The sequence below is a fragment of the Roseibium sp. ROS1 genome, assembly GCF_054658215.1.
This window is the reverse complement of sequence record NZ_BAAGIG010000005.1, coordinates 122,221-144,832: the sequence shown is the minus strand read 5'-3', so window position 1 is coordinate 144,832 and position 22,612 is coordinate 122,221. Positions and strand designations below refer to the sequence as shown.

The following is a 22,612-nucleotide window of genomic DNA, read 5'->3' as shown; positions in this document are numbered from 1 at the left end:
CGGAAATCGCTGAACAAACCAAAAAAGACCGCCGTTGGAAACGGCGGCAAAGTCTCGTGCGCAAACGGAAATAGTTCACTCTGACAAGGATGACTCCATGTTGAAGAATTTGAAGAAAGTGCTGTTGGCGGGCCTGATCGGCCTTTCTGGCAGCGTCGGTGCCGCGCAGGCGGACGTCACGGTTGAATTCTGGCACAGCTTCGATGGGAGCGGCGGCGAAGCGCTTGGCGAGATCATCGAGAACTTTCAGGCTGCCAACCCTGATATCAAGATCGATGCCCAGTTCATTGGCAACTACAATGATATCGTCGCCAAGCTCCAGGCTGCCATCCCGGCGCGCCGGGCGCCGGACGCGGTGATCATGGAAGTCACCCGGTATGGTCTCTTCGCTGACCGCGGCGTGCTGTTGGATCTGACCGAAAAGGTCGACAACGACCCGCTAAAGGACGACCTGTTCGATTTCGCCCGCGAAGTCGGCGTCTTTGAAGGCAAGAACTACATCGTGCCGTTCAACTCCTCCACGCCGGTGCTCTACTACAACAAGGAGATCTTCGAGCGGGCCGGCTTTGCCGAAGAACCGGCGCTCAAGACCTACGACGATCTTCTGGCGGTATCCAAACAGATTACCGAGAAGCTGGGCGACGAAGGCATCACGGGCATTGCCGCACCGGGCCAGTTCGCACGCTGGGGTCTCATCATGGATAACGACAGTGACCTGATCGACAGCAAGACCGGCGAGATCCTGATCGACAGCCCGAACACGATCGAAGCCTATGAATGGATGGCCTCGCTGGTGCATGAGCACAAGGTTGCCTCTGCCGACGGCGTGACCAAGGAAAACAACGGCAGGGATGCCTTCCTGGCCGGCAAGGTCGGCATCATGTTGAATTCAACCGGCAACTACGGCCGCTCCAAGAAGGCGCTCGGCGATAACCTTGCCGTTCGTCCGATGCCTTGCAACAAGGTGTGCGCCGTGCCGATCGGTGGGGCCGGTATCGGCATTCTGTCGTCAGCCGACAAGGAAACACAGGACGCCGCCTACAAGTTCATCAGCTTTGCCGCCTCACCTGAGTCCAACGCCACCTGGTTCTCCGGCACCGGCTACATGCCGATCAACAAGAATACCGCCAAACAGCCGCTGGCCGCCGCCGCCGTCCAGGACAAGCCCGGCATCACGGTTGCAATCGACCAGCTGGACTTCGCCCGTGGCCGTCCGCGCCCGCCGGTGGTCACCTGGATGCGTGCAACCGAATACGACATGTGGCAGGCCATGGCCCTTGGTCAGCGTGATGTCACGGAAACCTTGAAGGATTTCGCAGACCGCACCCGAAAGGAAGCCGAGCGCACCAACTGATCGCCCGATTTTCTTTCGACATCAGCACCGGGCTTCCAGAAGTAGCCCGGTGTCTCCGGAGCCCTTTCCGATGCTGTCCCGCCTGACACCCTATATTCTGGTGCTGCCGCTGATCTCCTTCATCGCGGTGTTCACCTACATTCCGATTGCAGCCAGTCTCAATCTCAGCTTCCGGGAATGGGATTTCCTGTCGCCGACGATGCCCCTTGTCGGTTTCGAAAACTACCGGCTGCTGTTCTCGTCCCACGAGTTCTGGAATTCGCTCAAGGTGACTGCGATCTTTGCCGTCATTTCCGTTCCGATCCGGCTTTGCCTTGCGCTTGTGGTTGCAAGTTACCTGGTCCGGGAGGCTCTGCCGTCCCGTATTCTGCGCGGCGCGCTGTTCTTGCCGTCTGTTACGTCCACCGTTTCCATCGCGGTGGTGTTTTCCTGGCTGTTTGCGACGGACTACGGCATGATCAATGCCTTCCTGCAAACTCTCGGCTTCGGCAAGGTTCCCTGGCTTCAGGACCCGCAGCTCGCGCTCTGGGTGCTGATCATCGTCAACACCTGGAAGCAGCTCGGCTACGATATCGTCATCTACATCGCCGGGCTTCAGGCAATCCCGCAGGAACTTTATGACGCCGCCGCCGTCGATGGCGGCAGGAAAGGCCGCGTCTTCCGCCGTGTAACCGTTCCGCTGGTAATGCCGACAACCTATTTCCTGCTTGTCGTCTCGGTGATCGAGGCCTTTCAGGTGTTCACCGTCGTGGACGTCATGACCAAGGGTGGTCCGGCGGGGGCCACCGACATGCTGGTCAACATGCTCTACCGTGTCGGCTTCACGCTGTTCGATATCGGGCAGGGCTCTGCACTAGCCGTTGTGCTCTTCGTGCTGCTGATGGCATTGGCCCTTTTCAAGGCACGGGTTCTGGGCCGGAGGGTGCATTATGAAGCCTGACAGCCGCATCCTTGCAGGGCTTGCACTGATTGCCGGCCTCCTGTTCCTGTCTCCGGCACTCTATTCGGTCTTCATGTCGTTCCAGACGGTGGACGCCTATTACACTGGCAAGTTCGAGTTCACACTGGAGAATTACGAGCTGGCCATCGGGCAATACCATTTTGCCCGCTATCTGCTGAACAGCATCGTCGTATCGGGATTGGTCACGTTCATTGCCCTGACGGTGTCGACAATGGCCGCATTTGCCTTTGCCAGGTTTCGTTTTCCTGGCGGCAACCTGCTGTTTGCGGCCGTGGTGGCAACCCTGATGATCCCCAGCCATATCTCGCTGATCCCGAACTACCTGACCCTTGCAAAGGTGGGGTTGCTGGACACCTATGCAGGGCTCATTCTTCCGGCGATTTCCAACGGCTTCGCGGCTTTCTTTTTGCGGCAGTACATTCGCGGCATTCCGATCGCGCTGGATGAAGCGGCCTATATGGACGGAGCAACACCTCTCAAGGTGCTCTGGCGGGTGATCGTGCCGATTGCCCGCCCGGCCATATTCTCCATGGGGCTGTTCATCTTCATCACGGAATGGAACAGCTACATCTGGCCGCTGGTGGCAGTTGGTGATGAAGACCTCTACACGCTCCAGATCGGTCTTGCGCGTCTCTACCGGGTCAATCCGGGCGAAGACGTGGTCAATTGGCCGCTGGTGATGGCGGCTTCCACCATCACAATTCTTCCCGTCCTGCTCGGTTTCATATTCGTCGAACGGCACCTGGTGCGTGGCATCACCATGGGTGCGGTCAAGTAAATGGAAGTTTCAATGACACGTATTGCATCTCATCGCGGCGGCACCCTGGAGTTTGGCGACAGCACACCGGCAGGCTTCGAAGCCACTGCGCGGATGGCGCTTGAGGAAGTCGAATTCGACCTTCACCCGACGACCGATGGCGCCATCATGGTCCACCACGATGCGACACTCGAGCGAACGACCGACAGATCCGGCGCGATCTGCGATCTGCGCGAGGCCGAGGTTCGCTCGGCAACGATCGATTACGGTGCGGGAGGCCATCCGCTGTCCCTCCAGGAGCTCTGCGCGATTTACCGGCGCAGTTCCGTTGGCTTCCGCTGCGAGATCAAGCCTGGTCCGGATCGCAGACCCTATGCCGACTTCGTTCCGAAGGTGGTCGCAATGCTTGCCGCAGAAGACATGCTGGAGCGTACGGTGTTTTCCTCCTTTCTGGTCGAAACACAGGACGAGCTGGCCAGGGCAACAGAGCGGCCAAGACTATGGCTTGTCAGCCCGCCGGTTCTTCAGCAACTGGGAACCGCAGGCACGCTCGAAGTGGCAAAGGCTCACGGGATCCCGGAAATCGGTGTTCATGTCGATTGCGCAGATGAAGAGTTGATGACTGCTGTCGAGAATGCCGGACTTCAGTTCGGCTGCTGGGCAGCACATACCTGTGCGCAGATCGAAAAGGCCCTTCGGCTCGGTGTGAAGGTTTTCACCACCGACCGGCCCAGCCTTGCGATCGCGATCCGGAACCGCTGGCAGGGAGAGGAGCGGTCATGAGCGGGATAGAACTGACAGATATCCGTAAATCCTATCCCGGCGGGCCGGAAGTTCTGCATGGCGTTTCGCTGGACATGCAAGCCGGGGAATTCATCGTGATCGTCGGCCCGTCGGGTTGCGGAAAATCCACGCTGCTACGCCTCATCGCCGGCCTGGAGAAATGCGATCAGGGCGATATCCGCATCGGTGGCAAACGCGTCAATGACGTTGCGCCGCAGGATCGGGACATTGCAATGATCTTCCAGAATTACGCCCTCTATCCGCATATGAACGTGCGCCAGAACATCGCCTTTGGTCTGGAGTTGCGCGGCGTTGCCAAATCGGAGCGCAACGCCCGGGCAGAGGAAGTGGCCAGAACGTTGAAGCTTGATCCTTATCTCGACCGAAAGCCAGGCGCCCTGTCCGGCGGCCAGCGTCAGCGGGTCGCGATGGGCCGGGCCATGGCGCGCAACAGTTCCATCTTCCTGATGGACGAGCCGCTGTCCAATCTGGATAACGCCCTGCGGGTTGCCATGCGCTCGGAAATCAAGGAACTCCACAGGCAACTGGGGGCGACTGTCGTTTACGTAACCCACGATCAGGGTGAAGCCCTTTCCCTGGCGGATCGGATCGCCGTCCTGAAAGATGGAGATCTTCTGCAGTTCGACTCGCCCGGCACAATCTACGACCGGCCGGCGAACCGCTTCGTCGCCGGGTTCCTCGGAATGCTGCCGACGAATTTTCTGCCCATAGAAACCTTGCCCTTCTGGTCCGGCAGAACAGGCCTCACCGTCGGCATGCGGCCGGAGCATATGAAGGTACACACCTCGTCCCCGGGCGTTCCCGCAATCCCCGCACGGATTGTCTTTTCGGAGATGACCGGTGCCAATCTGGTCCTGCATTGTGAAAGCGACGTCGGCAGGTTGATCGTGACCGCCCCGCGGCGTGACATGACCTCCGGAGGCGAAATCGTCTGGATCGGCTATGACACCGATCAGGCCATCTACTTCGATGCAGCAAGTGAAAGCCGGGTGGAAATGGCTTGAGCGGTAAGGCGTCTTTTGAAACAGGTTGAACCTGCAATCAGAAGCCCTGGAACAGGGTGTCCAGCGCGCGGGTAATTTCCGCAAAGTTCTCGTCGAGGCTACCGATCGGGTCTCCCAACTGGGAAACCGCTACGGCGGCGAGGAATTGGGTCGCCATGACGTATTCCTCGCCCTCCCAGCCGAATATCGGGTTCAGGTAGGCCGCGGGTGCCGGTGCGCGAGACCTGGGCAAAAGCGGCACGACGACGCGTGTGTTGAGGCTTTCCAGAAGGTCCGCCTGCACATCCAGCACCAGAACGCTGTCCGGTTTCAGCCGGTAGAGCTGATTTCTGGCCATTAAAACAGGCGTCTCGCTTCAAGCGGCAGGCCGTGTTCGTCGACAAAGTCGTTGGAGCTGTTCAGGGCTGCCCTGTTTTCCAGTTTCCACCGTTCCGCACGGGCTTGTGAAACCGCGCGCCGGATACCTTCTTCGGCTGCCTGGGAAATATTCACGCCCAGTTCCTTCGCCGAACCGACCAGCGTCATATCAATTGTCAAATTGGTCGCCTTGCGTGCGTGAACGCGTGCCATCGTGTTTCCAAACCATTCATATCCGGTACCCGGATAATAGCCGCATGCTTACGCATTTTCAATGCGCATCATAAATGCGCATTATCACACTGAGAGACCGATGGCCTCGAGAAAGACCTGTCCAACGCGAAGCGCCCTTACTGTCCGGGCAGACGAGTATCCTTTCACGAAGGGCCACCGGGAAGGGGACAAGGCCAGTGAGCGGCAAGAGTTACCCTGGGACAGGTCTTTCTCGATTGATCGGAAGTGTCAGTTCAACTCCATCTCCGTAACGGGAACAGCCTGCGCAGGTCCGGAGCGCGTAACCACAGGCCACCCCACATGAACAGGCCCAGATAAAGACTGAACAGCACATGGCTGAACAGGGGTGACCCGGCCCGGATCTGGGTTGCCATGGCACCGCCGAGCAAGCCCATCATCAAGATTGCTCCTAACACGCTGGTGCGCGGAATGAGGTAAAGAACAAGGCAGACCAGTTCGATCAAGCCAATCGGAAATGCGTACCCCGCAGGCCAGCCAAGTTCGGCCAGCGTGTCTTCGGCAACAGGCAGATGGAGCAGCTTCGGTGCAATGGAAGCGCCCAACATGAACAGGGCGAAAAGGCCCGTCAGAATGCGACCTGCCCAAAGCATGGTTGTCCCGTTACTCATTTCGCGCTCCATCAGATAGACTTGGCAAGTTCTTCAAGCTGCTTGGCAGCCTTGCCCCAGCCTTCGTGAAACCCCATCCGTTCGTGTTCTTCCCTGGCTTCCTTCGTCCAATGAAGAGCCTGAGCGTGGTAACGGGTCCTGCCCCCCCCCAGATCTTCAAAGGTTACCTCAGCCACCATGAAGGGGCGGCCGGTTGGTTTCCAACCAGGATGGAATGCGTCGGTGGTGACCAGACGTTCGTTTGGAACGACTTCCAGAAAGACACCGGTATTTGGGAATTCCTCGCCATTTGGACCATGCATGCGACAGGAAAACTCGCCGCCAGGACGCAGATCGATACGGGCATCGGTGACATACCAGGGCTTGGGACAGAACCACTTTTCAAGCAGTTTCGGCTCCGTCCAGCAACGCCAGAGTTTTTCTCGCGGAGCATCCAGGTCAAGGATCAGTTCGAGTGCATGCTGTTGTTCTGACATCTGATTTCGTCCATTGCGCTGTTGTTGATAGCTCAAGGACGAATGAAGGAGGGCACGTGCGACAAATGAGTTCAGTTTTTTTCAAGGCCCGTCATCTGGTCGAGCTGTTGGCGAATATGAGCGGCTTCCGCAACAGTCCCGGCAAGGGCAATGGCCTGATCAAATGCGCAGCGTGCCTCGCTTGTCAGCCCCAGTTGCTTGAGCAGCGCCCCACGCGCGCCATGATAATAGAAATATCCGCTAAGTTTGACTGCGAGCGGTTCGATCATCTGCAACGCAGCCTCGGCCCCTTCCGTTTTCGACACCGCAACGGCACGGTTGAGTGTGACAACGGGAGATGGCGAGCGACGCTCGAGTGCGGCGTAAAGCTGTTCGATCTCTTTCCAGTCGGTGTCTTCCGGTGTCGCGGCACGCGCATGCAGAGCAGCGATTGCCGCCTGTATCTGATAAGGCCCCGGTCCGCGGCGGAGCATCGCCTTGTCTATGAGGACGAGGGCTTCGGCTATCATGGGCCGGTTCCATCGTGATCTGTCCTGATCTTCCAGGAGGACCAACAGGCCGTTTGCGTCAACTCGCGTGTCTTGACGGGAATGCTGCAACAGCATGAGTGCAAGCAGTCCCATGAGTTCCGGGTCGGAGGGAAACATCCGCAGCAGCAGCCTGGCCAGGCGAATACCCTCGTGGCACAGCCCCGAGCGCTCGCCTGCCGGATCAGGGTCGCTGTAGCCTTCGCTAAAGACGAGATAAATCATCGCGGATACAGCCGCCAGACGGTTTTCCCGCTCTGCCTGATCCGGTGTCTCGAACGGCACGCCAGCGTCGGCTATCGTCGCCTTTGCACGGGTGATCCGCTGCCGCATCGCGTGTTCGCCGACCAGAAATGCCCGGGCGATGTCACCAACCGGAATGCCGGATACGATGCGCAATGCAAGCGCGATCTGTTGGGTAGCCGGCAGATCCGGATGACAGCAGATAAACAGAAGGCGCAGGATGTCATCACGGTAGTCCGCCGTATCGAGCCGTTCAACCAGGTCCGGTTCGGCATCCTCCACGTTCGACAGAACGTCTTCGGGGGGCAGACCGGAGGTCCTTGCCTCGCGTTTCAGCACGTCCAGCGTCAGATTGCGGCCGACGGTGATCAGCCATCCTTCCACGTTTCGCGGCGGTCCGTTGTCCGGCCAGATTTTCAAGGCGCGCAGGCAGGCTTCCTGAAAGGCTTCTTCGGCCAGATCCAGATCACGAAAATACCGGAGCAGTGCGGCCATCACCCGTGGCCGCGAGGCAGTCAATTTGCTGTCAATCCATGTGAGATCAGGCGGTTGCATTGTCGGTGTCAGTCGTGGTTCCCGGGTGGAAGCTCTTGACCGGCCTCAGTTCATAGGCTCCACCGGGGTTGGCTTCGGTAAGGTCTCTGGCAAAGTCCAGGGCCTGCTGCTGATCCTCAACCTCAACCAGATAAAAGCCGAGCAGCTGTTCCTTGGTCTCCGCATAGGGGCCATCGGTAACGAGATTTTCCTTCTTGTGGAGGGTAGAGGCAGTTTTGGTGGGCATGAGGCGGGCAGCCAGCTCATACTGATCAGCCCACTTCTCGTGGACGACCTGCAGCCGTTTCATGACAGCAGCGTCTTCCTCGTCACTCCACGCGGAGGTGACCTCTTCATCATTATAGCAAAGCAGCATGTACAACATGAAAAACGGTTCCATAGTTACAAGGACGGTTCTGACATTCGAATTGCGACATTACGGATAGTTTTTTGGCAAGAGCAGTAAGGCTGTTCGGCCTTTCAGCTCTTGCGACCGCCTTCCGATCCTTCCAGAGCCTTCGTCAACTTCCCCAACAATGCCGAAAGCGTGCGCTGTTCCTCATCTGTGAGGCAGTCGATCAATCGGGCTTCGTGAGCCATGTCTTCCTTGAAAGCGGACCGGATGAGGTCCATCCCCTTCTTGGATAAGCGGACGGGCGAGCTCCGGCCGTCTGCAAGGTCCTTTGGCCTTTCGATCAATCCGGCCCTTTCCAGGCGTGCCAGAATGCCGGTTAGCCCTCCTGAGGTGAGCATCAGGGAATTGAACAGTTCCGTGGGGCGAAGCTGGTAAGGTGATCCGGAGCGCAGCAGCGTCGACAGCACGTCGAATTCCCGGCTATCGAGGCCGTGTCTTGAGAAAATGGCCTCGATGCCCGGCCGGGCCAAATGGGTGATCACCCGCGCGCGGCCAAGGATTGCCATGCCGCGTGTATCAACCTGTGGCAACTCCAGCTCCCATTGCCGGCGTCGGCGTTCAACGTGATCCGTATCGTTTTTGCTCATTCTCGATTTTATCTTGCGTGCGAGACAATTCAGTTTATCTTTCGCGCAAGATAAATCAACCCGGCGACGTCAGGTGCTTGGTCTCGGGCGTCGCATACGTCACGAGAGGAGAGTGCGGTGGCTGAAAAAGATCAGGTCGCCAAGGTGAAGGGGCCTGCGTCGTACTTTCCGTCTATCGAAAAGAAATACGGCAAGCCTATCGGCGATTGGCAAGCTCTCGTGCGCGCCCAGGCCGGAAAGAAGCACATGGAAATTGTCGACTTTCTGAAAACAGAGCACGGGCTTGGGCATGGCCATGCAAATGCGATCGTCACGGCCACGCTCTCTGAAGACAAGAAGTGATCGATTGCTTGAGTGGTGATGGGCCTGTTTTCAAGTGTGCGCCACTAAAGACGAGATCGCCTCCGCCACCCAGGATGTCGCCAGCGGAACGACAGGCAAAAGCCGGTCAGTCTTCACCGATTTGCTTGTTTGCTGGTTGTGCTTCTCAAGCATTTCAAGTGCCACGCGGAAACGGGTAAGACTTTAACGTTTAAGTGGCGGTTTGAAGATATATTGCCAGTTGAATTCTCCGGCTAAATATTTGCCTGGAGAAGCGTTTGGTCATAATCAAAACCTACATGGAAAAAACAATAAAACTGAGGTGAGTTCGACTGTAATTGCATTAAATATTTTCATCCGTATCGGGTGTTGCTTTTGGTGAAGGCTTTTGTATTCAGAATAAAAAGAAGAAGTTGCGGCGATGATATCTGTGCGATTAGATATAATGATTTATGTCACTGATTTTTTCCCCGGTGTAGACTAATTGCCCTAAAATGTTGGCTGGAATTTAAAATCCATTGATCCTTTTTAGCCGAGTCATGACCTGAAATTCCTTTACGTAATCAATAGAGCTGGTCATGGTCCTTCGGGAGACGTTCAATGTCCAAGCATTTGCGTTACTTATTTTTTGTAGGTCCCAGGGACAAATTTCCGAAACCCTTGGAAAATTCATTGGTTCGGGAGCTGCCGGGTCTCGTTGTGCAGGTTTCAACTGACTGGGATGTGCTGGTTGAAAAGGCCGAACAGGAAGGGATGTCGCCTTCTCTGATCCTGGTTGATGAAGCCTTTGGCGCCACGAATGCTGATTTGTTGCAAGTGTTCCAGGACACGTATCCCAATGCCATCCTGTGTCTAACCTTTAACGGTGAGTACACGTCCAGGCTGCACATTCGAAAATGTCTGAAAACCGGTATCATCAATAACGTCATACCCATGAACCTCCGGCTGGATCTTTGGCTCTATGCGATCCAGATCATGCTGCATGGTGGCTCCTACATGCCGCCGGATCTTGTCGAACTTCTCGAGATCGACAGGAGCATGCAGCTGGAAAAGGCGCGCAAGGCGACTGCCGCCAGCGGCGTGTCCGGGGTGCACATCGTAAATTCGCTGACACCCCGAGAGCGGGAAGTGTTGGAGTTGATCGCACGAGGGCAGCAAAACAAGCATATTGCTGCAAATCTCTCGCTGTCGGAGCACACGATCAAACTTCACATTCACCACATCATTTCGAAGATGGGCGTATCAAACAGGACTGAAGCAGCCGCCGCATATCTTCAGATACATCGATCCGCCGGCGGTAACGGTTAGGCTGAAATTCGAAAACTCTGCCAACGACCGGGAATGGTCCAATCTGCTGAATGTAAATTGGCAGAAACAAGTCTATGGATGCTGCCGAGTCCTGGTGTGAAGATTATTGAGAATTGTATCTATACGTATGGTTATTTCATATGGATACAACTTGCCTCATGCTGCGGTTGTCCGGCGGCATTGAGAGCGCGATCGTGGTGTCCGTCACGCCTCTTTGTTTCATGTTCCTTTTTCAGGGCGCTCCTGACAGGCTCTGTCGCTTCGAACCCGGTCAGGCCGGGGCGGCCAGTCTTGCTAGCCGCTCATCGCGGAAGGAAACAAGACGCCTTGCGTTTTCATCCCACAGGACCAGCTTCACGCAGCCAAGGCTCTGACGCAAGGTAAGACGGCTGACATTGCGCAGTTCCGGATGTTCCTTGAGGACTTCAGATAGCCGGTAGAAGGGAATTTTGGGAGACAGGTGGTGCACGTGGTGGATGCCGATATTCCCGGAGAACCAGCGCAACAGGGGCGGCAGGTCGTAGTGTGAACTGCCTTCAAGTGCAGCATGCTGGAAATCCCAGTCACTTTCTTCAGACCAATGGGTCTCTTCGAACTGGTGCTGGATATAGAAGAGCCAAACACCGGCGCTGGCTGCCATCAGAGTGATCGGGACCTGCACAAGGAAAAACGTGCTTGCGCCGACCAGCCAGATCATGAGCGCAAACGGTGCCGCGATCCCGAGATTTGTGGCAATTGTCGACACCCAGGGCTGCATTCCGGCGCGCATCAGGCCATAGGGAAGCCGGTATTGGGCGACGAACAGCCATGCCGGTCCCAGGCCGAACATGACGACCGGATGCCGATAGAGCCAATAGCGCAGGCGGCCCCAGCGGGACAGGGCTCTGTATTCGCGCACGGTCAGCGTATCGATGTCACCGACGCCGCGGCGGTCGAGGTTCCCGGCAGAGGCATGATGGATGGCGTGAGTTCGGCGCCAGTAATCGTAAGGGGTAAAGGTAAGTACCCCGATGACCCGGCCGATCCAGTCGTTCATGCTGCGCCGGGCGTACAAGTTCCCATGGCCGCAATCATGCTGCAGGATGAAAAGCCGGACCAGAAACCCTGCCGCTGGGACCGTCAGGATCAATCCGAACCAGTAGCCGTGTAAGACGAGTGTCGCGGTAATTCCCCACAGTGCAATGAAGGGGAGGACCGTGATCGCAATCTCGAAACTGCTGCGGCGCGCACTGATGTTCCGGAATTTGGCAAGAGCTGCGATCCAGGACCGGCTCTGGCGATCAGCAGTCGAATTTTTCAGCGACGAATTTTCAGAGCCGTGGCGGAGCTCGGCCGCGGTATTATTAGAGGTTACGGTCATTCATGCGGCCTTCCACGCAGTATTCCGGAGTTTGATCGTTTCTCCAGGAATGACGTCCGTGGATATCGAGCAGCTATTAAACCGACGTTGCCGGTCAAGTTGGTCTGCAGGTTTTCTGCCGCATCTACAATCATATTTTTGCATTTACGGAAAACTATTCAGAAAAATCGACGGAAGATCCGCCGATTATCAAATTCATTTCAGAAATTCGGCGTCTCGCGCCAGTGTGAAACGGAAGTCAGCCCAACCGGAGGCAGTCAGCGGTTTCGGGAGCTGTGTCTGAGGCCGGGGACCTTCGGGCCGTCAGTCCGAAGGTGTTTTTCCGATGATGTGGCAAGGTCAGGTCCTGGCCAGTTGGGAAATTTTCATGTTCGAGGCATCTCCACGCGAGAATTTCGTGAACATTGACATGACGGATGCGCGGATTGCGTCTACCTGCGCAGGCGAATAGCGCCTGGCCTGGTAGCTCATCAGCACGCGGATGGCACGGTTGCCGTTGATGACCTCTTCCATCACTTCAAATTGCAGTCCGAGATGGGATTCATGCTTGTCCGGGTCGACCTGGCGAAACGCGATGGTACCGCCATCCGGCGCTGGCAGGTTGCCGTTCAACTTGTTTTGCGCATGGATCTGAATGAACACATCGAACAGGTGGTCCATTCCAGGCGTCATGCCAAGGGCATCTTCCACAAGGTCGATCGGAATGTCGGTAAAGGGCATCGATCCGTTGATCATGTCCTTGATGTTGCCGATCAGGGTGCCGACAGTCGGATCGTTTCCGAAGCGAACCCGGTGGGCGACGACAGTGGTGAAGTAGCCGATCGTGTCGAAATAGTCGGGGTCCGTACGGCCCGCGGCAGAGGTGCCGGTCACCAGATCGGACAATTCCCCAAGGGCCTGAAGCGCGGCGGAAATCGCGCCATAGACGACGTTGAAAAGGGAAGCGCTGTTTTCCTTGGCAATGGCATAAAGCCCCTCGGAAACGTCGCTCTCCAGCCGCATTTCAACCCAGCCGCCTGCGACCGAACAATCGTCAGTGGCGGGTTCATCGAGGAGTTTGGGTTCGTTGGTGAAGAGAACCAGTTCCCTGGGTGCATCACCGAGCATGTCCGTCCAGAAGGCAAGGTGCCGGGCATTGACACCCGACTGCACCTGCTTGCGGGCAAACTCGTGAAAAGGTGCTGGTTCGTCCGGCCATTCGGGCGCAACGCCAAGGCTGCGTGCGCGGTAGGCTTCAACCAGTTCGTCCATCATCAGGTTGACGGACCATTCGTCGAGCGCAAGATGGTGGAACAGGAACGAGAGCACTTGCCGACCTGTTTCCGGATCGGTGAGAAACCGCAACCTGACCGGCAATTCCTTTGCAAGGTCGAAGCAATAAATGGCTTCGGCATTGCGGTCCGCACCGGTGCTTTCCGTGCTGGTCCAGAACCATTTGTAGGTCGCCAGCTCGTCAACGGGGACAACCTTTTGCAAGACATCACCTTCCTCCGTTTCGAAGTAGAGAGTCCTGAGGGCAGCATGCCGTTTCATCAGGTCACCAAAGGCGGCCTCGAAAACGATTTCGTCCACGGGGTCGAGAAAATCCAGGGCAAACGGCAAATTGAAAATCTCACGGTATCCAAGCGCGGAATAGATCTTCCAGAGCGACATCTGCGCCAGAGCAAGAGGTGTTGCAGCGTCGCTCGCCTTCCCGTTTCTGATCTCGACGTTGTGGTTCCCGGCGCTTTCGCCGGCGCCATCGACCAGTGTTGCGTGCCGGGCAAGACCTGCTGCTGTCGGGTTGCCGAAAAGATCGTTGAAACGAACCTCTATGCCATGATCATGAAGCAGGCGGCCGATGATCCGGGTGGCAACCAGCGAATGTCCGCCGAAGTCGAAAAAGTCGTCGTCTGGTGCGAGATCTGCAACAGCGAGCGCATCCCGAAACTCCTGCAGGATGGCCGCCTGAATGGCAGTCAAGTCGAGGGAGGTTCCTTGTCCTGCGTGGAGAGGAGCGTCAGAAACACGGGCACTTTCGCTCTGGAGAAGCTGCTGGCTCACCGCGATTGAAAGAACCTCCGGGTTCCGGAGATAACCGGAAAACAGATCCAGCACCAAACTGCCGGCATGTCGCCTGATCCACTGTCCCGTGACCAGTTCAAGAATTGCCCTGCCTTCTGTGTCAAAGCCCACGGCCAGCTCGAAATCGGGGCGCGCTTCATACGTCGGCAGGGGTATCCGGTCGAAGTCGAGTGTGTCTGTCGGGACGATGGTTTTCGGATCGGCGAGCCGTTGGATCCAGACCTTTGGAAGGTCTGCTGCCAGTGCGTTGTTGTCGTGTTTTGCCGATCTGGAAATCGCATTCAGACGAGACAGAACTTGCCGTTCACCCTCTTCGGGAGCCGTATTCCGTCCAATCGAAACAGCAAAGCTGTCGGAACGGGCAAATCCGCCGCAAGGGTCAGTCAGGCTGCCTGTCTGCCGTGCCGGGAAAATGGCTTCGATCCGTTCGTGACCGCCGAGCTTGCACAGGAATTGCGCGAAACGAACTCCAACCTGTACCAGCAATGTGGTGTGGTCCGAAGAAGAGTAAACCTGGTCATGATGGAGGATAGGTTCGAGCAAGGTTCCGAACCTCAGCGCGAGCCGGTCGCTCGTTGGCAGAAGACCAGGTGTTCCGTTGAAATCGATAACGGCCGTATCGGCCAATCCTTCGCCCCGTCGCAACCAGGTGACCGGCGCAAGGCCGGGAAATTCAGGCGCGAATTGCTTCACCTGACGCAGCGCCGGTGCAGCAATGACCTTGCTGTCATAGGCTGCCCCAAGACTTCTCAGGACATCTTCCGGTGAACAAACCTCCTCGAGAATGCGGTGCATGAGCAGGCCCAGGATCACCTCTTGACCGCAGAGGATCAGCAGCACCTTGAAAGGGGGTTCGGCTTCGCTGTCCCAATGTGCTTTCTGGGCGGACAGGACAAGTGAAACGGCTTCCTGCTGGTTTTCAGCTTTGATGATTTCAAGTGTTCCGTCCGGCCCGTGCGAGGGGGGCTTCACGAGTTCTCCCTCGTCACTGAAGCGATAGCGCATCGCCAGCTCGGGAAGGGCTTTGACCAATGCGTCCACGGCGCGGGCGAGGCGTGCGATATCGGGTGTGCCACCGAGCCGGTAGACCTGGGCATGTCGCAGCACCTTGTCCGGATCTTGCTGTTGCGCCAGCCAGATCCGTTCCTGATGCTGCGTGACGGTGTGCGGCTCCCGGCCTTTTTCCGGCAAACGGCCAGCCGGGACGGCAGGCTGGGTTGACCCGTCCAGGGATTTGAGTTCCGCGTCGAAACGCTCGAACTCGGTTGCTGTCAACAGGCGGTCGAAACCTCCGGTCATGTCAGTCTCCCGATACTCATGTGTCGTGCTGATTGCTTGCCTTGGGAGCTCGTCCGCAGCCATTCGGGCCGACGACGCGGGGGCTCACTGAGTAAGCGGATATGAGTTGCATTTGTTAGCAGGCACAGCCAGCGGGAGCAATTAAACTTGTATCAAATACTCATGTTTTTTAAGTCCGGGTATCCAGGTGGGCCAGATATGATTTCTGGACGGGAGAAGGCAAGACACCCGGGCAAGCACTGGGTGTACCGCCCGGGCGTGTTCGATGCAGAAAACCGATAGACGGAGCAGCTACGGTTTTACTGCGTCGTCTCGTTCCAGCCTGCGATCGCGTCCAGCATGTGTTCCGCGCTTGCAACACTCGGCGTGATCACCTTGGCGGGGTCGACGAACAGGATTCGGTTTTCTTTGGCCGGTTTCATGAATTGATCCCAACCAGGAACAATCTTGCTCAGCGAAGCACGGGTTCCGGCCTCGTCGCGGCCGCCGGCCATGTAGCTGTTGAGCAGGACAAGAACATCAGGATCGAGCTTGCCGAATTCCTCCGCACTCAACGGCATGAGCATCATGGAGCCGCCTGCCGGAGAGGCGCCACTCGGCGCGCCGACATCCAGACGGCTGTATCCGAGGTCTTCCAGTGCCTGAACCATGCCGGAGGAATCACCCACAACATTGAGCTGGTCGGTCAGAAAAACGGGAAGGTAGGTCCTGCCGGCAGGATCGAAGGGCAGTTTGGTTCGCAGATCTTCCACGCGCTTTTCATAGGCCGCCTTGCGGGCGGCAAAGACATCTTCCCGGCCGACGAGAGCTGCCAGGTCTTCCTCGACATCAAAACCGTAGACCTTCGAGCTGCCGACATTCTGCAGATAGACCGGCGCGACAGTGGCCAGTTGATCGGCTTTGCCGGCATCCAGTTCGCTCGCGACGATCAGATCAGGTTCCAGCGCTCTCAGTTTTTCAAGATCGAGCTGTCCGACGGGGCCGAAACCCTTTGGTTTCGTTTTGCCTTCGCCGAGAACGGTGTCGATGAAGTCTACCGCGATAACGAAGCTGCCGTCGTCCGCCCGGCCGAAGCTGCCGGTAAGATCGAGACCGAGATCCATCAGCGGGATGCCGAGCAACGGCTCGTGCATGACGACGATATGTTCGGGCTGCTCCGGGATCGTGACCTTCCGGCCCGTGTCGTCGGTGACAGTGCGCTCGGCAGCAAGGACCGGACTTGTCGCCAGTAGGGCTGCGATTGCGCAGGAGACGAGAAAACGCATGAAGATCCTTTCAGTGTGACTGGAGTTTGCGTAGCGCCTGCAGACGCAGCGCGATGATAAAGAGCGGCACGCCGACCATCGTCAGGCTGAGACCGAGAGGCATTGGCAGGGAGCCGCCAAGCCCGCGTGTCAGTGCATCGGCGATCAGGACGAGGATCCCGCCCATCAAGGCGGACAGGAAAAGCCGCGCCCGGGCGACGGCCGGTGAAAGCAAGCCGGCGATGTGAGGTGCCAGCACACCGAGAAAGACCAGGGGCCCAACCGCCGTCACGGCAGCGGAGCTCAGCACAACGGCAGTGAGCAAGATCAACGGGCGTGAACGGCCAACAGGTTCGCCCAATGCCATCGCCATTTCGCTACCCAGGTCATATGTGGCCATGGCAGGGCCGAGAACGAAGATTGCCGCGAGGCTGAGACCGAACAACGGCGCAAAGGCGGCGATGACTGTCCAGTTGGCCTGAAACAGCGAGCCGGCCAGCCACTCGGAAAGGGCGATGGAGGTCTCGGTCGGCAGATACAGGATGAGAAGCGATCCGAATGAGGACAGGACAGTCTCGATTGCTATCCCCATCAGGACAATGGAAAGACCGCTGGATCGCTCGCTGCCCACAAGCCATAAAAGCAGACCGGCAACCGTCAGCCCACCGGCGAGCGCAGCAAGAACCACAAGGCTCTTGGGAGCTGCAGGCAGGAAGACCAGCAGCAACATGATCATCGTCATCGCCCCCTGGCTGAAGCCGAAAAGTCCCGGGTCAGCCAGCGGGTTCCTTGCAACCGACTGAAGCATTGCCCCGGCAAGTGCGACCGCCCAGCCGACCATGAACCCGAGCAGGATCCGAGGCAGGCGGACCGTCCAGAGGGCATAGTTCTCCGCACCCGGCAAACTTTCACCGGCAAGCGTTCGGAAAAGATCGGTTAGCCCGGTGTCCGTCAGCCCGAGGCCGGTGGCAAGAGCCGCAAGTGCAAGCGCAGCAGCCACAAGACAGGCTCCAGCAAGCAGATTGCCGGTCCTCATCTGAAGTCCGCCGGGCAGACGCAGAACCCGTTTGCCGTCGATTGCTCTACCGCCTCTGATCATGAGGTCTCCCGGCTACCGGGGGAGAGATAGAAGCGTTTGACGATCACGATGAATACGATCCCGCCGATCAGATCCGTAACCAGGCCGGTGTTCACGACGTAGGGGTAAAAGGCTTCCCGAGCGATGAGGTCCGCAGCCAGACCGACAATCGCTCCCACGATCAGGGAGGCCGGCAGGGCGTGAACAAGATTGTTGCCCATGAAGGGACGCACGAGATGCGGCACGACCAGCCCGACAAAGCCGATCGGACCGCACACTGCAACCGCGGAGCCGGACCCGAGCACGGCTGCTCCGATGGCAAGACGTGAGACAAGAGGAACGTTGACCCCGGTTGAAGCGGCCTTGTCGGCGCCCAGCAGGATCAGGGTCAGCGGCCGGGCAAACAGCAGCAGGATTGCGACGGAAAGGGCCCCGATCCACCAGAACATGGCAAGGCGGTCGATATAGACGTGGTTGATATTGCCGGTTACCCAACTCAGAAAATCGGCGCGGCGGGCCGGGTCGGACAACAGCAAGGCGTTGGTCATGCCGGTGAACAGCATGGAAACCAGGGCGCCGGACAGGATAAGGGACAATCCGCGCGGGTCGTTCCGGCGCCCTGCGAGCCGGGCAATTGCAAGGCTGGAGAGAAAACCGGCAAGTGCTCCGGCAAGCGCCGCAATGCCCTGCAGCTCGGCGCTGGCGCCGAACAGGAGCGCACTGGCAACCAGAAACAGAGCCGCACCAGAATTGACGCCCAGTGTGGCCGGAGAGGCCAGGGGATTGCGCACCAGGCTCTGCAGGACGAAGCCGCTGGCCGCTGCAATGCCGCCGGCATAAATGGCAATCAGAGTGCGCGGCAAACGCTGGAACAGAAGGACCGCGTCTTCGTAACTTTGAGCTTCGAAACGCTGGAGCGCGGCAATCAGGTTCGGCAGATCGGCCGCGTGGAAACCGAAGAACAAATGCACCACCAGCACGATGGCAAGCATTGCAAGGATGAGCAGAAGGTGGAGACTACGCCGGTCCATCAGGCTACCGATGCGTGCCCAATGCGCTCCGGAAAGCAGACGAGGCGCCCATCGCGTGGAAAGATCTGTGTCCTGAGGCCGAAGACCTGTTCGATGTTGTCACTGGTGACCGTGTCCGCAACCGGTCCTGCCGTAATGCACCGGCCTGACTGCATCAGCACGACCTCGTCGGCGAAAGCGGTGGTCAGGTTCAGGTCGTGCAGAACGGCAATCACCGTCTTGCCGTGGGTTTCGATCAGCTCCCTGACAAGTTCGAGAACGGCGAACTGGTAATTCATGTCCAGATGATTGACTGGCTCGTCCATCAGGATGACATCGGTATCCTGTGCCAGAACCATTGCGATCCAGGCGCGCTGACGCTGACCACCGGACAGTTTGTTGACGGGAAAACCGGCCCGGTCGCTCAGGCCGACCGTCTCCAGAACCTGTTTGAAGAGATCACGATCCTGCGCCGACGGACCGCCCGTCAGCGAATACCGCGAATAGCCGGCAAGCTCGATCAGCTCGCCAAGTGTCATGTAATCCGGGCAGAAGCAATCCTGAGGCAGATAGGCAATCCGGCGGGCAAGAGCTTTCCGGCCTATGCCATGGAGAGGTGCGCCTTCCAGCAGAATGTCGCCGGTGCTGATCGGCAGGAAGCCCATGATGGCTTTCAACAGGCTGGACTTGCCGCACCCGTTCGGCCCGACGATCGCCGTAAGCCGGCCTTTGCTGAACCGGACGGAGACATCACTGAGCACATTCAAGGGTCCGTAAGCCGCGCTTACGTGTGTTGTCTCCAGCAATTTCGACCTCTTGACCTTCTGCAATGCAGAAGTCTTTATACTATCCGAAACGAGCCAGCAAACCCAAAGCCAGCCCTCCAACTCGTTTCCAATCCAATCAAGAGCGGATTTGATGACCCCCTCAAAGAAATTGCATATCGGCATGTCGCTCGCCCCGACATGGCTCAGCGGCGACGCGTGGCGTCGTGCGGACAGTGGCGTGGAAGGCCTTTACGGCAGTGATTTTTATCTCGACGTCGCACTGCGCGCGGAGCAGGCCAAACTGGACTTTGCGTTTCTGCCGGACTCGCTGTTTCTGAACACCGGGCTGCTGGCATCCGGCACCGGGTTTGCCAGTCTTGACCCGACATTGCTGCTGGCCTCGATCGCGCGCGAGACGTCGAGGATCGGGCTCTTGTCGACAGCGTCGACGACCTTCTTTCCACCCTATATCGTCGCCCGGCAGATCCAGTCGCTGAACTGGCTCAGCAACGGGCGGGCCGGCTGGAACATCGTCACCGCGCTGGACGGCAACGCGAATTTCGGTCTGTCCGAAATGCCGAGCCCGGAGGAACGCTATGCACGGGCCGCCGAATTTACCGAAGTCGTCCGGCTGCTCTGGGAGAGCTTTCCTTATGAAGCTCTCAAGCTCGACAGGGAAAACGGGCTGTTCGCCGATGCGGATCTCGTCAAACCGGTCGACCACGAAGGTTCGTTCTTCAACGTGAAGGGTCCGCTCAACTTGCCGAGCTACGGCAAGACGCGGATACCGCTTGTGCAGGCAGGGGCATCGGGCGCAGGCCGTGACTTTGCCTCCTCGGTGGCGGACGCGATCTTCGCCTCGACACCGGACAAGGCTGCAGCCGTGGACTTGCGTGCCGATTTGCGCAAACGGGCCGAGCAGCGCGGACGAAAGGGCGACGATATCCGGGTTTTGCCGGGGTTGAGCCTTTACCTTGCGCCGACCAGGGCGGAGGCCGAGGAGCTCTTTGCCGAAACCAACGCACGCGTGAGCCGGGACAGGTGCCTGGCAACAGTTCTGGAAATGACCGGGCTCGATCTTTGCGACTGGCCGGCAAAACGACAGGTGAAAGCCACGGATCTGCCCCCGCCACCGGAAACGGTGCGCAGCCGCACCCATTCGCAACTTCTGCGGCGGATGATCGAGCGGGACGAACCGGCCGTCGAAGACCTGTTGCGCCGGCCGGAGGTTATCGGCTCGGCCCATTGGCTCGTCGTCGGCACACCTTCCGATGCGGTCGCACAAATCAAGGATTGGGCAGCGGCAGGTGCCATCGACGGTTTCGTCGCCTTTCCAGGCGGATCTCAGGACGCGGTGCGCCTGCTCCTGGAACAGGTGGTTCCTGCATTGGGTGATCTGGGCCTTTTCCGGAAGGACTATTCAGGCTCGACCTTCTTCGAGCATCTGACCCAGGAATAGGCATCGAGACAAACGCAGAAGCGCGTCACTGCAGGCGGACTACGAAGTTGAAGAGGCCGATGTTGCGCCATTTTCGAAAACCGGTGTCGGGGCTTGGCGAAAGAAAATTCCAACCCCTGACATCGCGAAACAGCAGCCCGAATAGAGTGCTTTGATGTTTGTCTGACTGGCGCTTATGCGATGAATGTTCCGTAATTAATTGAAATTAATAAGAAAAATCTTTTAGGTGGTTGGTCAAAAATTCGGCAGAAACCGTGTGCCGATTTTGTTGACAGAAGTAAAACCTCTCGATAACGTTTCAATCTCCAAGTGATTGGAACGTGGCAACGGGGCCACTTTAAAATTCGCAGGCGAAAAGGCCTCTCTATGTCTTCGGAAACGAAGCTGTAGGGAGGCCTTTTCTTTTGCGCTCAGCGATGTGCCGCGAGAGAAACCCCGAACAACTGCCGGGGCGCGGCAGAACAATAAAAATGAGGGGTAAAAATGAGCAAGTTACACGGCGAGGCGGAAGCCTTGGACGAAGTGGATCATGTTCTCGGAGAAGAATATGAACACACGCCGGTCCCGATGTCGGCCCGCAGGAGCACCTTTTCGGTCACGACCGTCTGGATCGGTTTTCCAATGATCATCACCGGCGCCATGACCGGGTCCCTCCTGGTTCTGGGCATGGGCTTCACAAATGCGGTCTGGGCCATGCTCCTGGGCAACCTGATCATGTTTGCCTATGTCGGCCTGCTGGGAGTTCTGGGCACGCGCAGGGGCATGAATTTCGCACTTCTCGCCAGCGTGGTCTTCGGACGGAAGGGATACATGCTTGCCTCCGGCCTGCTGTCGACCTTGCTGCTCGGCTGGTACGCTGTGCAAACCGGCATCACGGGATCCTTGATCAGCTCGGCCTACGAGCTGAACTATGTCGCGATGACCGTGATCGCCGGCCTGCTTTACATCGGCATCACCTTCGTCGGCGTACACGGGCTTCACCTGATCGGGCTGGTGTCGGTGCCCTTGTTCGTGCTGCTTGGCGGCTGGGTGGTTGCCGACAGCCTGTCGACGACAAGCTGGGCGGAAATCGCGGCTTATCCCGGCAACAACGGTGCGGCCACCATGTCCATGGGTGTCGGACTGACAGTGGTCATCGCCCTGTTCATCGATGCCGGGACAGTGACTGCGGACTTCAACCGTTGGGCAAAGGATACCAAGGCATCCGTCATCGCAACGTTCAGCGCCTTTCCGTTCGCCAACATGTGCGCCATGCTGGTCGGAGGGATCATGACGGCAGCCCTTGCGGTTCCCGATGCCAATCCCTTCGGCACGGACAACATGTTCGGCTACATGAACGGCAAGCAGCTGACCTTTCTCAGTGTCCTTGCCTTCCTCTTTCTCTACTGCAATCTCGGCTCTGTCTGCGCTCATTGCCTTTACAATGCCGCAACCGGCTGGTCGCGTATTCTCAACAGTCGCATGCGCTTGATGGCGGTTGTCCTGGGTGTCATCGGCATCGTCATTGCCGCTGGCAACGTCTGGGCGTTCTTCATTCAGTGGCTTTCCCTGCTCGGCATCCTGGTTCCGCCGATCGGCGCGATCATTCTGGTTGACCAGTATCTGCAGCGCCGCAACGCCACGATCGACCGTGACTGGCGCCCAACCGCATTCGCTGCCTGTGCGGCAGGTTCCATCGTTGCGGTGATCGTCGAGTTCTATGCGCCGCAGTTTTCGACGGCAATTTCCGCGGGGCTTGCCGGTGGGGTTGCCTACCTCCTGTTCAACCGGATGCCAGAGGCCGCAAGGGCTGGTGCCTGACCCATTTCCGGCGGCTCAGG

Annotated in this window: 22 protein-coding genes; 9 read left to right on the top strand and 13 right to left on the bottom strand. The window is 58.0% G+C overall.

Going from position 1 to position 22,612, the window contains the following annotated elements; genetic code table 11:
- The first annotated feature begins 97 nt into the window (after window positions 1-97).
- From ACYQ6M_RS26835 to ACYQ6M_RS26815, 5 genes are all read left to right on the top strand, one after another.
- Window positions 98-1,354, top strand: coding sequence for an ABC transporter substrate-binding protein (locus ACYQ6M_RS26835; RefSeq protein WP_168693659.1), 1,257 nt, complete (start codon window positions 98-100; stop codon window positions 1,352-1,354).
- Window positions 1,355-1,424: 70 nt separating this feature from the next.
- Window positions 1,425-2,294 (top strand): carbohydrate ABC transporter permease, encoded by an 870-nt coding sequence (locus tag ACYQ6M_RS26830; RefSeq protein ID WP_023001394.1) that lies wholly within the window; start codon window positions 1,425-1,427, stop codon window positions 2,292-2,294.
- A complete protein-coding gene (locus tag ACYQ6M_RS26825) occupies window positions 2,284-3,093 on the top strand; it encodes a carbohydrate ABC transporter permease (RefSeq protein WP_023001393.1) in 810 nt (269 codons plus the stop codon). The genes ACYQ6M_RS26830 and ACYQ6M_RS26825 overlap by 11 nt, the downstream gene beginning before the upstream one ends.
- Window positions 3,094-3,105: 12 nt before the next feature.
- The gene (locus ACYQ6M_RS26820; protein ID WP_460076643.1) at window positions 3,106-3,855 is read left to right on the top strand and encodes a glycerophosphodiester phosphodiesterase family protein; all 750 of its coding nucleotides are present in this window, start codon (window positions 3,106-3,108) and stop codon (window positions 3,853-3,855) included.
- The gene (locus tag ACYQ6M_RS26815) at window positions 3,852-4,880 is read left to right on the top strand and encodes an ABC transporter ATP-binding protein (protein WP_460076641.1); all 1,029 of its coding nucleotides are present in this window, start codon (window positions 3,852-3,854) and stop codon (window positions 4,878-4,880) included. Before ACYQ6M_RS26820 ends, ACYQ6M_RS26815 begins: the two co-directional genes overlap by 4 nt.
- Before the next feature lie 37 nt (window positions 4,881-4,917).
- Here ACYQ6M_RS26815 and ACYQ6M_RS26810 read toward each other — a convergent pair whose 3' ends face one another.
- From ACYQ6M_RS26810 to ACYQ6M_RS26780, 7 genes are all read right to left on the bottom strand, one after another.
- Entirely contained in the window at window positions 4,918-5,217 is a 300-nt protein-coding gene (locus ACYQ6M_RS26810; protein WP_023001390.1) for a CcdB family protein, read from the bottom strand.
- Entirely contained in the window at window positions 5,217-5,450 is a 234-nt protein-coding gene (locus tag ACYQ6M_RS26805; protein ID WP_152507871.1) for a type II toxin-antitoxin system CcdA family antitoxin, read from the bottom strand. The genes ACYQ6M_RS26810 and ACYQ6M_RS26805 overlap by 1 nt, the downstream gene beginning before the upstream one ends.
- A gap of 254 nt (window positions 5,451-5,704) precedes the next feature.
- Window positions 5,705-6,100, bottom strand: coding sequence for a DoxX family protein (locus ACYQ6M_RS26800; protein WP_035907806.1), 396 nt, complete (start codon window positions 6,098-6,100; stop codon window positions 5,705-5,707).
- Between the two features lie 11 nt (window positions 6,101-6,111).
- Window positions 6,112-6,576: an SRPBCC family protein gene (locus ACYQ6M_RS26795; protein WP_297837010.1), complete on the bottom strand. Its 465-nt coding sequence runs from the start codon at window positions 6,574-6,576 to the stop codon at window positions 6,112-6,114.
- A gap of 71 nt (window positions 6,577-6,647) precedes the next feature.
- A complete protein-coding gene (locus ACYQ6M_RS26790; RefSeq protein WP_460076637.1) occupies window positions 6,648-7,901 on the bottom strand; it encodes an RNA polymerase sigma factor in 1,254 nt (417 codons plus the stop codon).
- Entirely contained in the window at window positions 7,888-8,265 is a 378-nt protein-coding gene (locus ACYQ6M_RS26785; RefSeq protein ID WP_077294637.1) for a YciI family protein, read from the bottom strand. The genes ACYQ6M_RS26790 and ACYQ6M_RS26785 overlap by 14 nt, the downstream gene beginning before the upstream one ends.
- Before the next feature lie 95 nt (window positions 8,266-8,360).
- Entirely contained in the window at window positions 8,361-8,882 is a 522-nt protein-coding gene (locus tag ACYQ6M_RS26780) for a MarR family winged helix-turn-helix transcriptional regulator (RefSeq protein ID WP_460076635.1), read from the bottom strand.
- Between the two features lie 117 nt (window positions 8,883-8,999).
- Between ACYQ6M_RS26780 and ACYQ6M_RS26775 the strand changes: the two genes are divergently transcribed.
- Window positions 9,000-9,224, top strand: a complete 225-nt coding sequence (locus ACYQ6M_RS26775; protein WP_460076632.1) for a DUF4287 domain-containing protein — start codon at window positions 9,000-9,002, stop codon at window positions 9,222-9,224.
- 579 nt (window positions 9,225-9,803) lie between these two features.
- Window positions 9,804-10,511, top strand: a complete 708-nt coding sequence (locus ACYQ6M_RS26770; RefSeq protein WP_460076630.1) for a response regulator transcription factor — start codon at window positions 9,804-9,806, stop codon at window positions 10,509-10,511.
- A gap of 271 nt (window positions 10,512-10,782) precedes the next feature.
- Here ACYQ6M_RS26770 and ACYQ6M_RS26765 read toward each other — a convergent pair whose 3' ends face one another.
- The 6 genes from ACYQ6M_RS26765 to ACYQ6M_RS26740 form a co-directional block, all read right to left on the bottom strand.
- Complete coding sequence (locus ACYQ6M_RS26765) at window positions 10,783-11,871, bottom strand: fatty acid desaturase (protein ID WP_460076627.1); 1,089 nt, start codon at window positions 11,869-11,871, stop codon at window positions 10,783-10,785.
- Between the two features lie 339 nt (window positions 11,872-12,210).
- On the bottom strand, window positions 12,211-15,234 hold the full coding sequence (locus ACYQ6M_RS26760) for a condensation domain-containing protein (RefSeq protein WP_460076624.1): 3,024 nt from the start codon (window positions 15,232-15,234) through the stop codon (window positions 12,211-12,213).
- 299 nt (window positions 15,235-15,533) lie between these two features.
- Window positions 15,534-16,499: an ABC transporter substrate-binding protein gene (locus tag ACYQ6M_RS26755; protein WP_228873218.1), complete on the bottom strand. Its 966-nt coding sequence runs from the start codon at window positions 16,497-16,499 to the stop codon at window positions 15,534-15,536.
- 10 nt (window positions 16,500-16,509) lie between these two features.
- Window positions 16,510-17,577, bottom strand: a complete 1,068-nt coding sequence (locus ACYQ6M_RS26750) for a FecCD family ABC transporter permease (RefSeq protein WP_460076621.1) — start codon at window positions 17,575-17,577, stop codon at window positions 16,510-16,512.
- Window positions 17,574-18,587: a FecCD family ABC transporter permease gene (locus ACYQ6M_RS26745; protein ID WP_460076619.1), complete on the bottom strand. Its 1,014-nt coding sequence runs from the start codon at window positions 18,585-18,587 to the stop codon at window positions 17,574-17,576. The genes ACYQ6M_RS26750 and ACYQ6M_RS26745 overlap by 4 nt, the downstream gene beginning before the upstream one ends.
- Entirely contained in the window at window positions 18,587-19,372 is a 786-nt protein-coding gene (locus ACYQ6M_RS26740; protein WP_460076616.1) for an ABC transporter ATP-binding protein, read from the bottom strand. The genes ACYQ6M_RS26745 and ACYQ6M_RS26740 overlap by 1 nt, the downstream gene beginning before the upstream one ends.
- Before the next feature lie 112 nt (window positions 19,373-19,484).
- Here ACYQ6M_RS26740 and ACYQ6M_RS26735 point away from each other — a divergent pair, with 112 nt between their 5' ends.
- Together ACYQ6M_RS26735 and ACYQ6M_RS26730 are read left to right on the top strand one after the other, a co-directional pair.
- Window positions 19,485-20,792, top strand: coding sequence for an NtaA/DmoA family FMN-dependent monooxygenase (locus ACYQ6M_RS26735; RefSeq protein WP_460076614.1), 1,308 nt, complete (start codon window positions 19,485-19,487; stop codon window positions 20,790-20,792).
- A 483-nt stretch (window positions 20,793-21,275) separates the two neighbouring features.
- Complete coding sequence (locus tag ACYQ6M_RS26730) at window positions 21,276-22,592, top strand: purine-cytosine permease family protein (protein ID WP_460076612.1); 1,317 nt, start codon at window positions 21,276-21,278, stop codon at window positions 22,590-22,592.
- The last annotated feature ends 20 nt before the right edge of the window (window positions 22,593-22,612 follow it).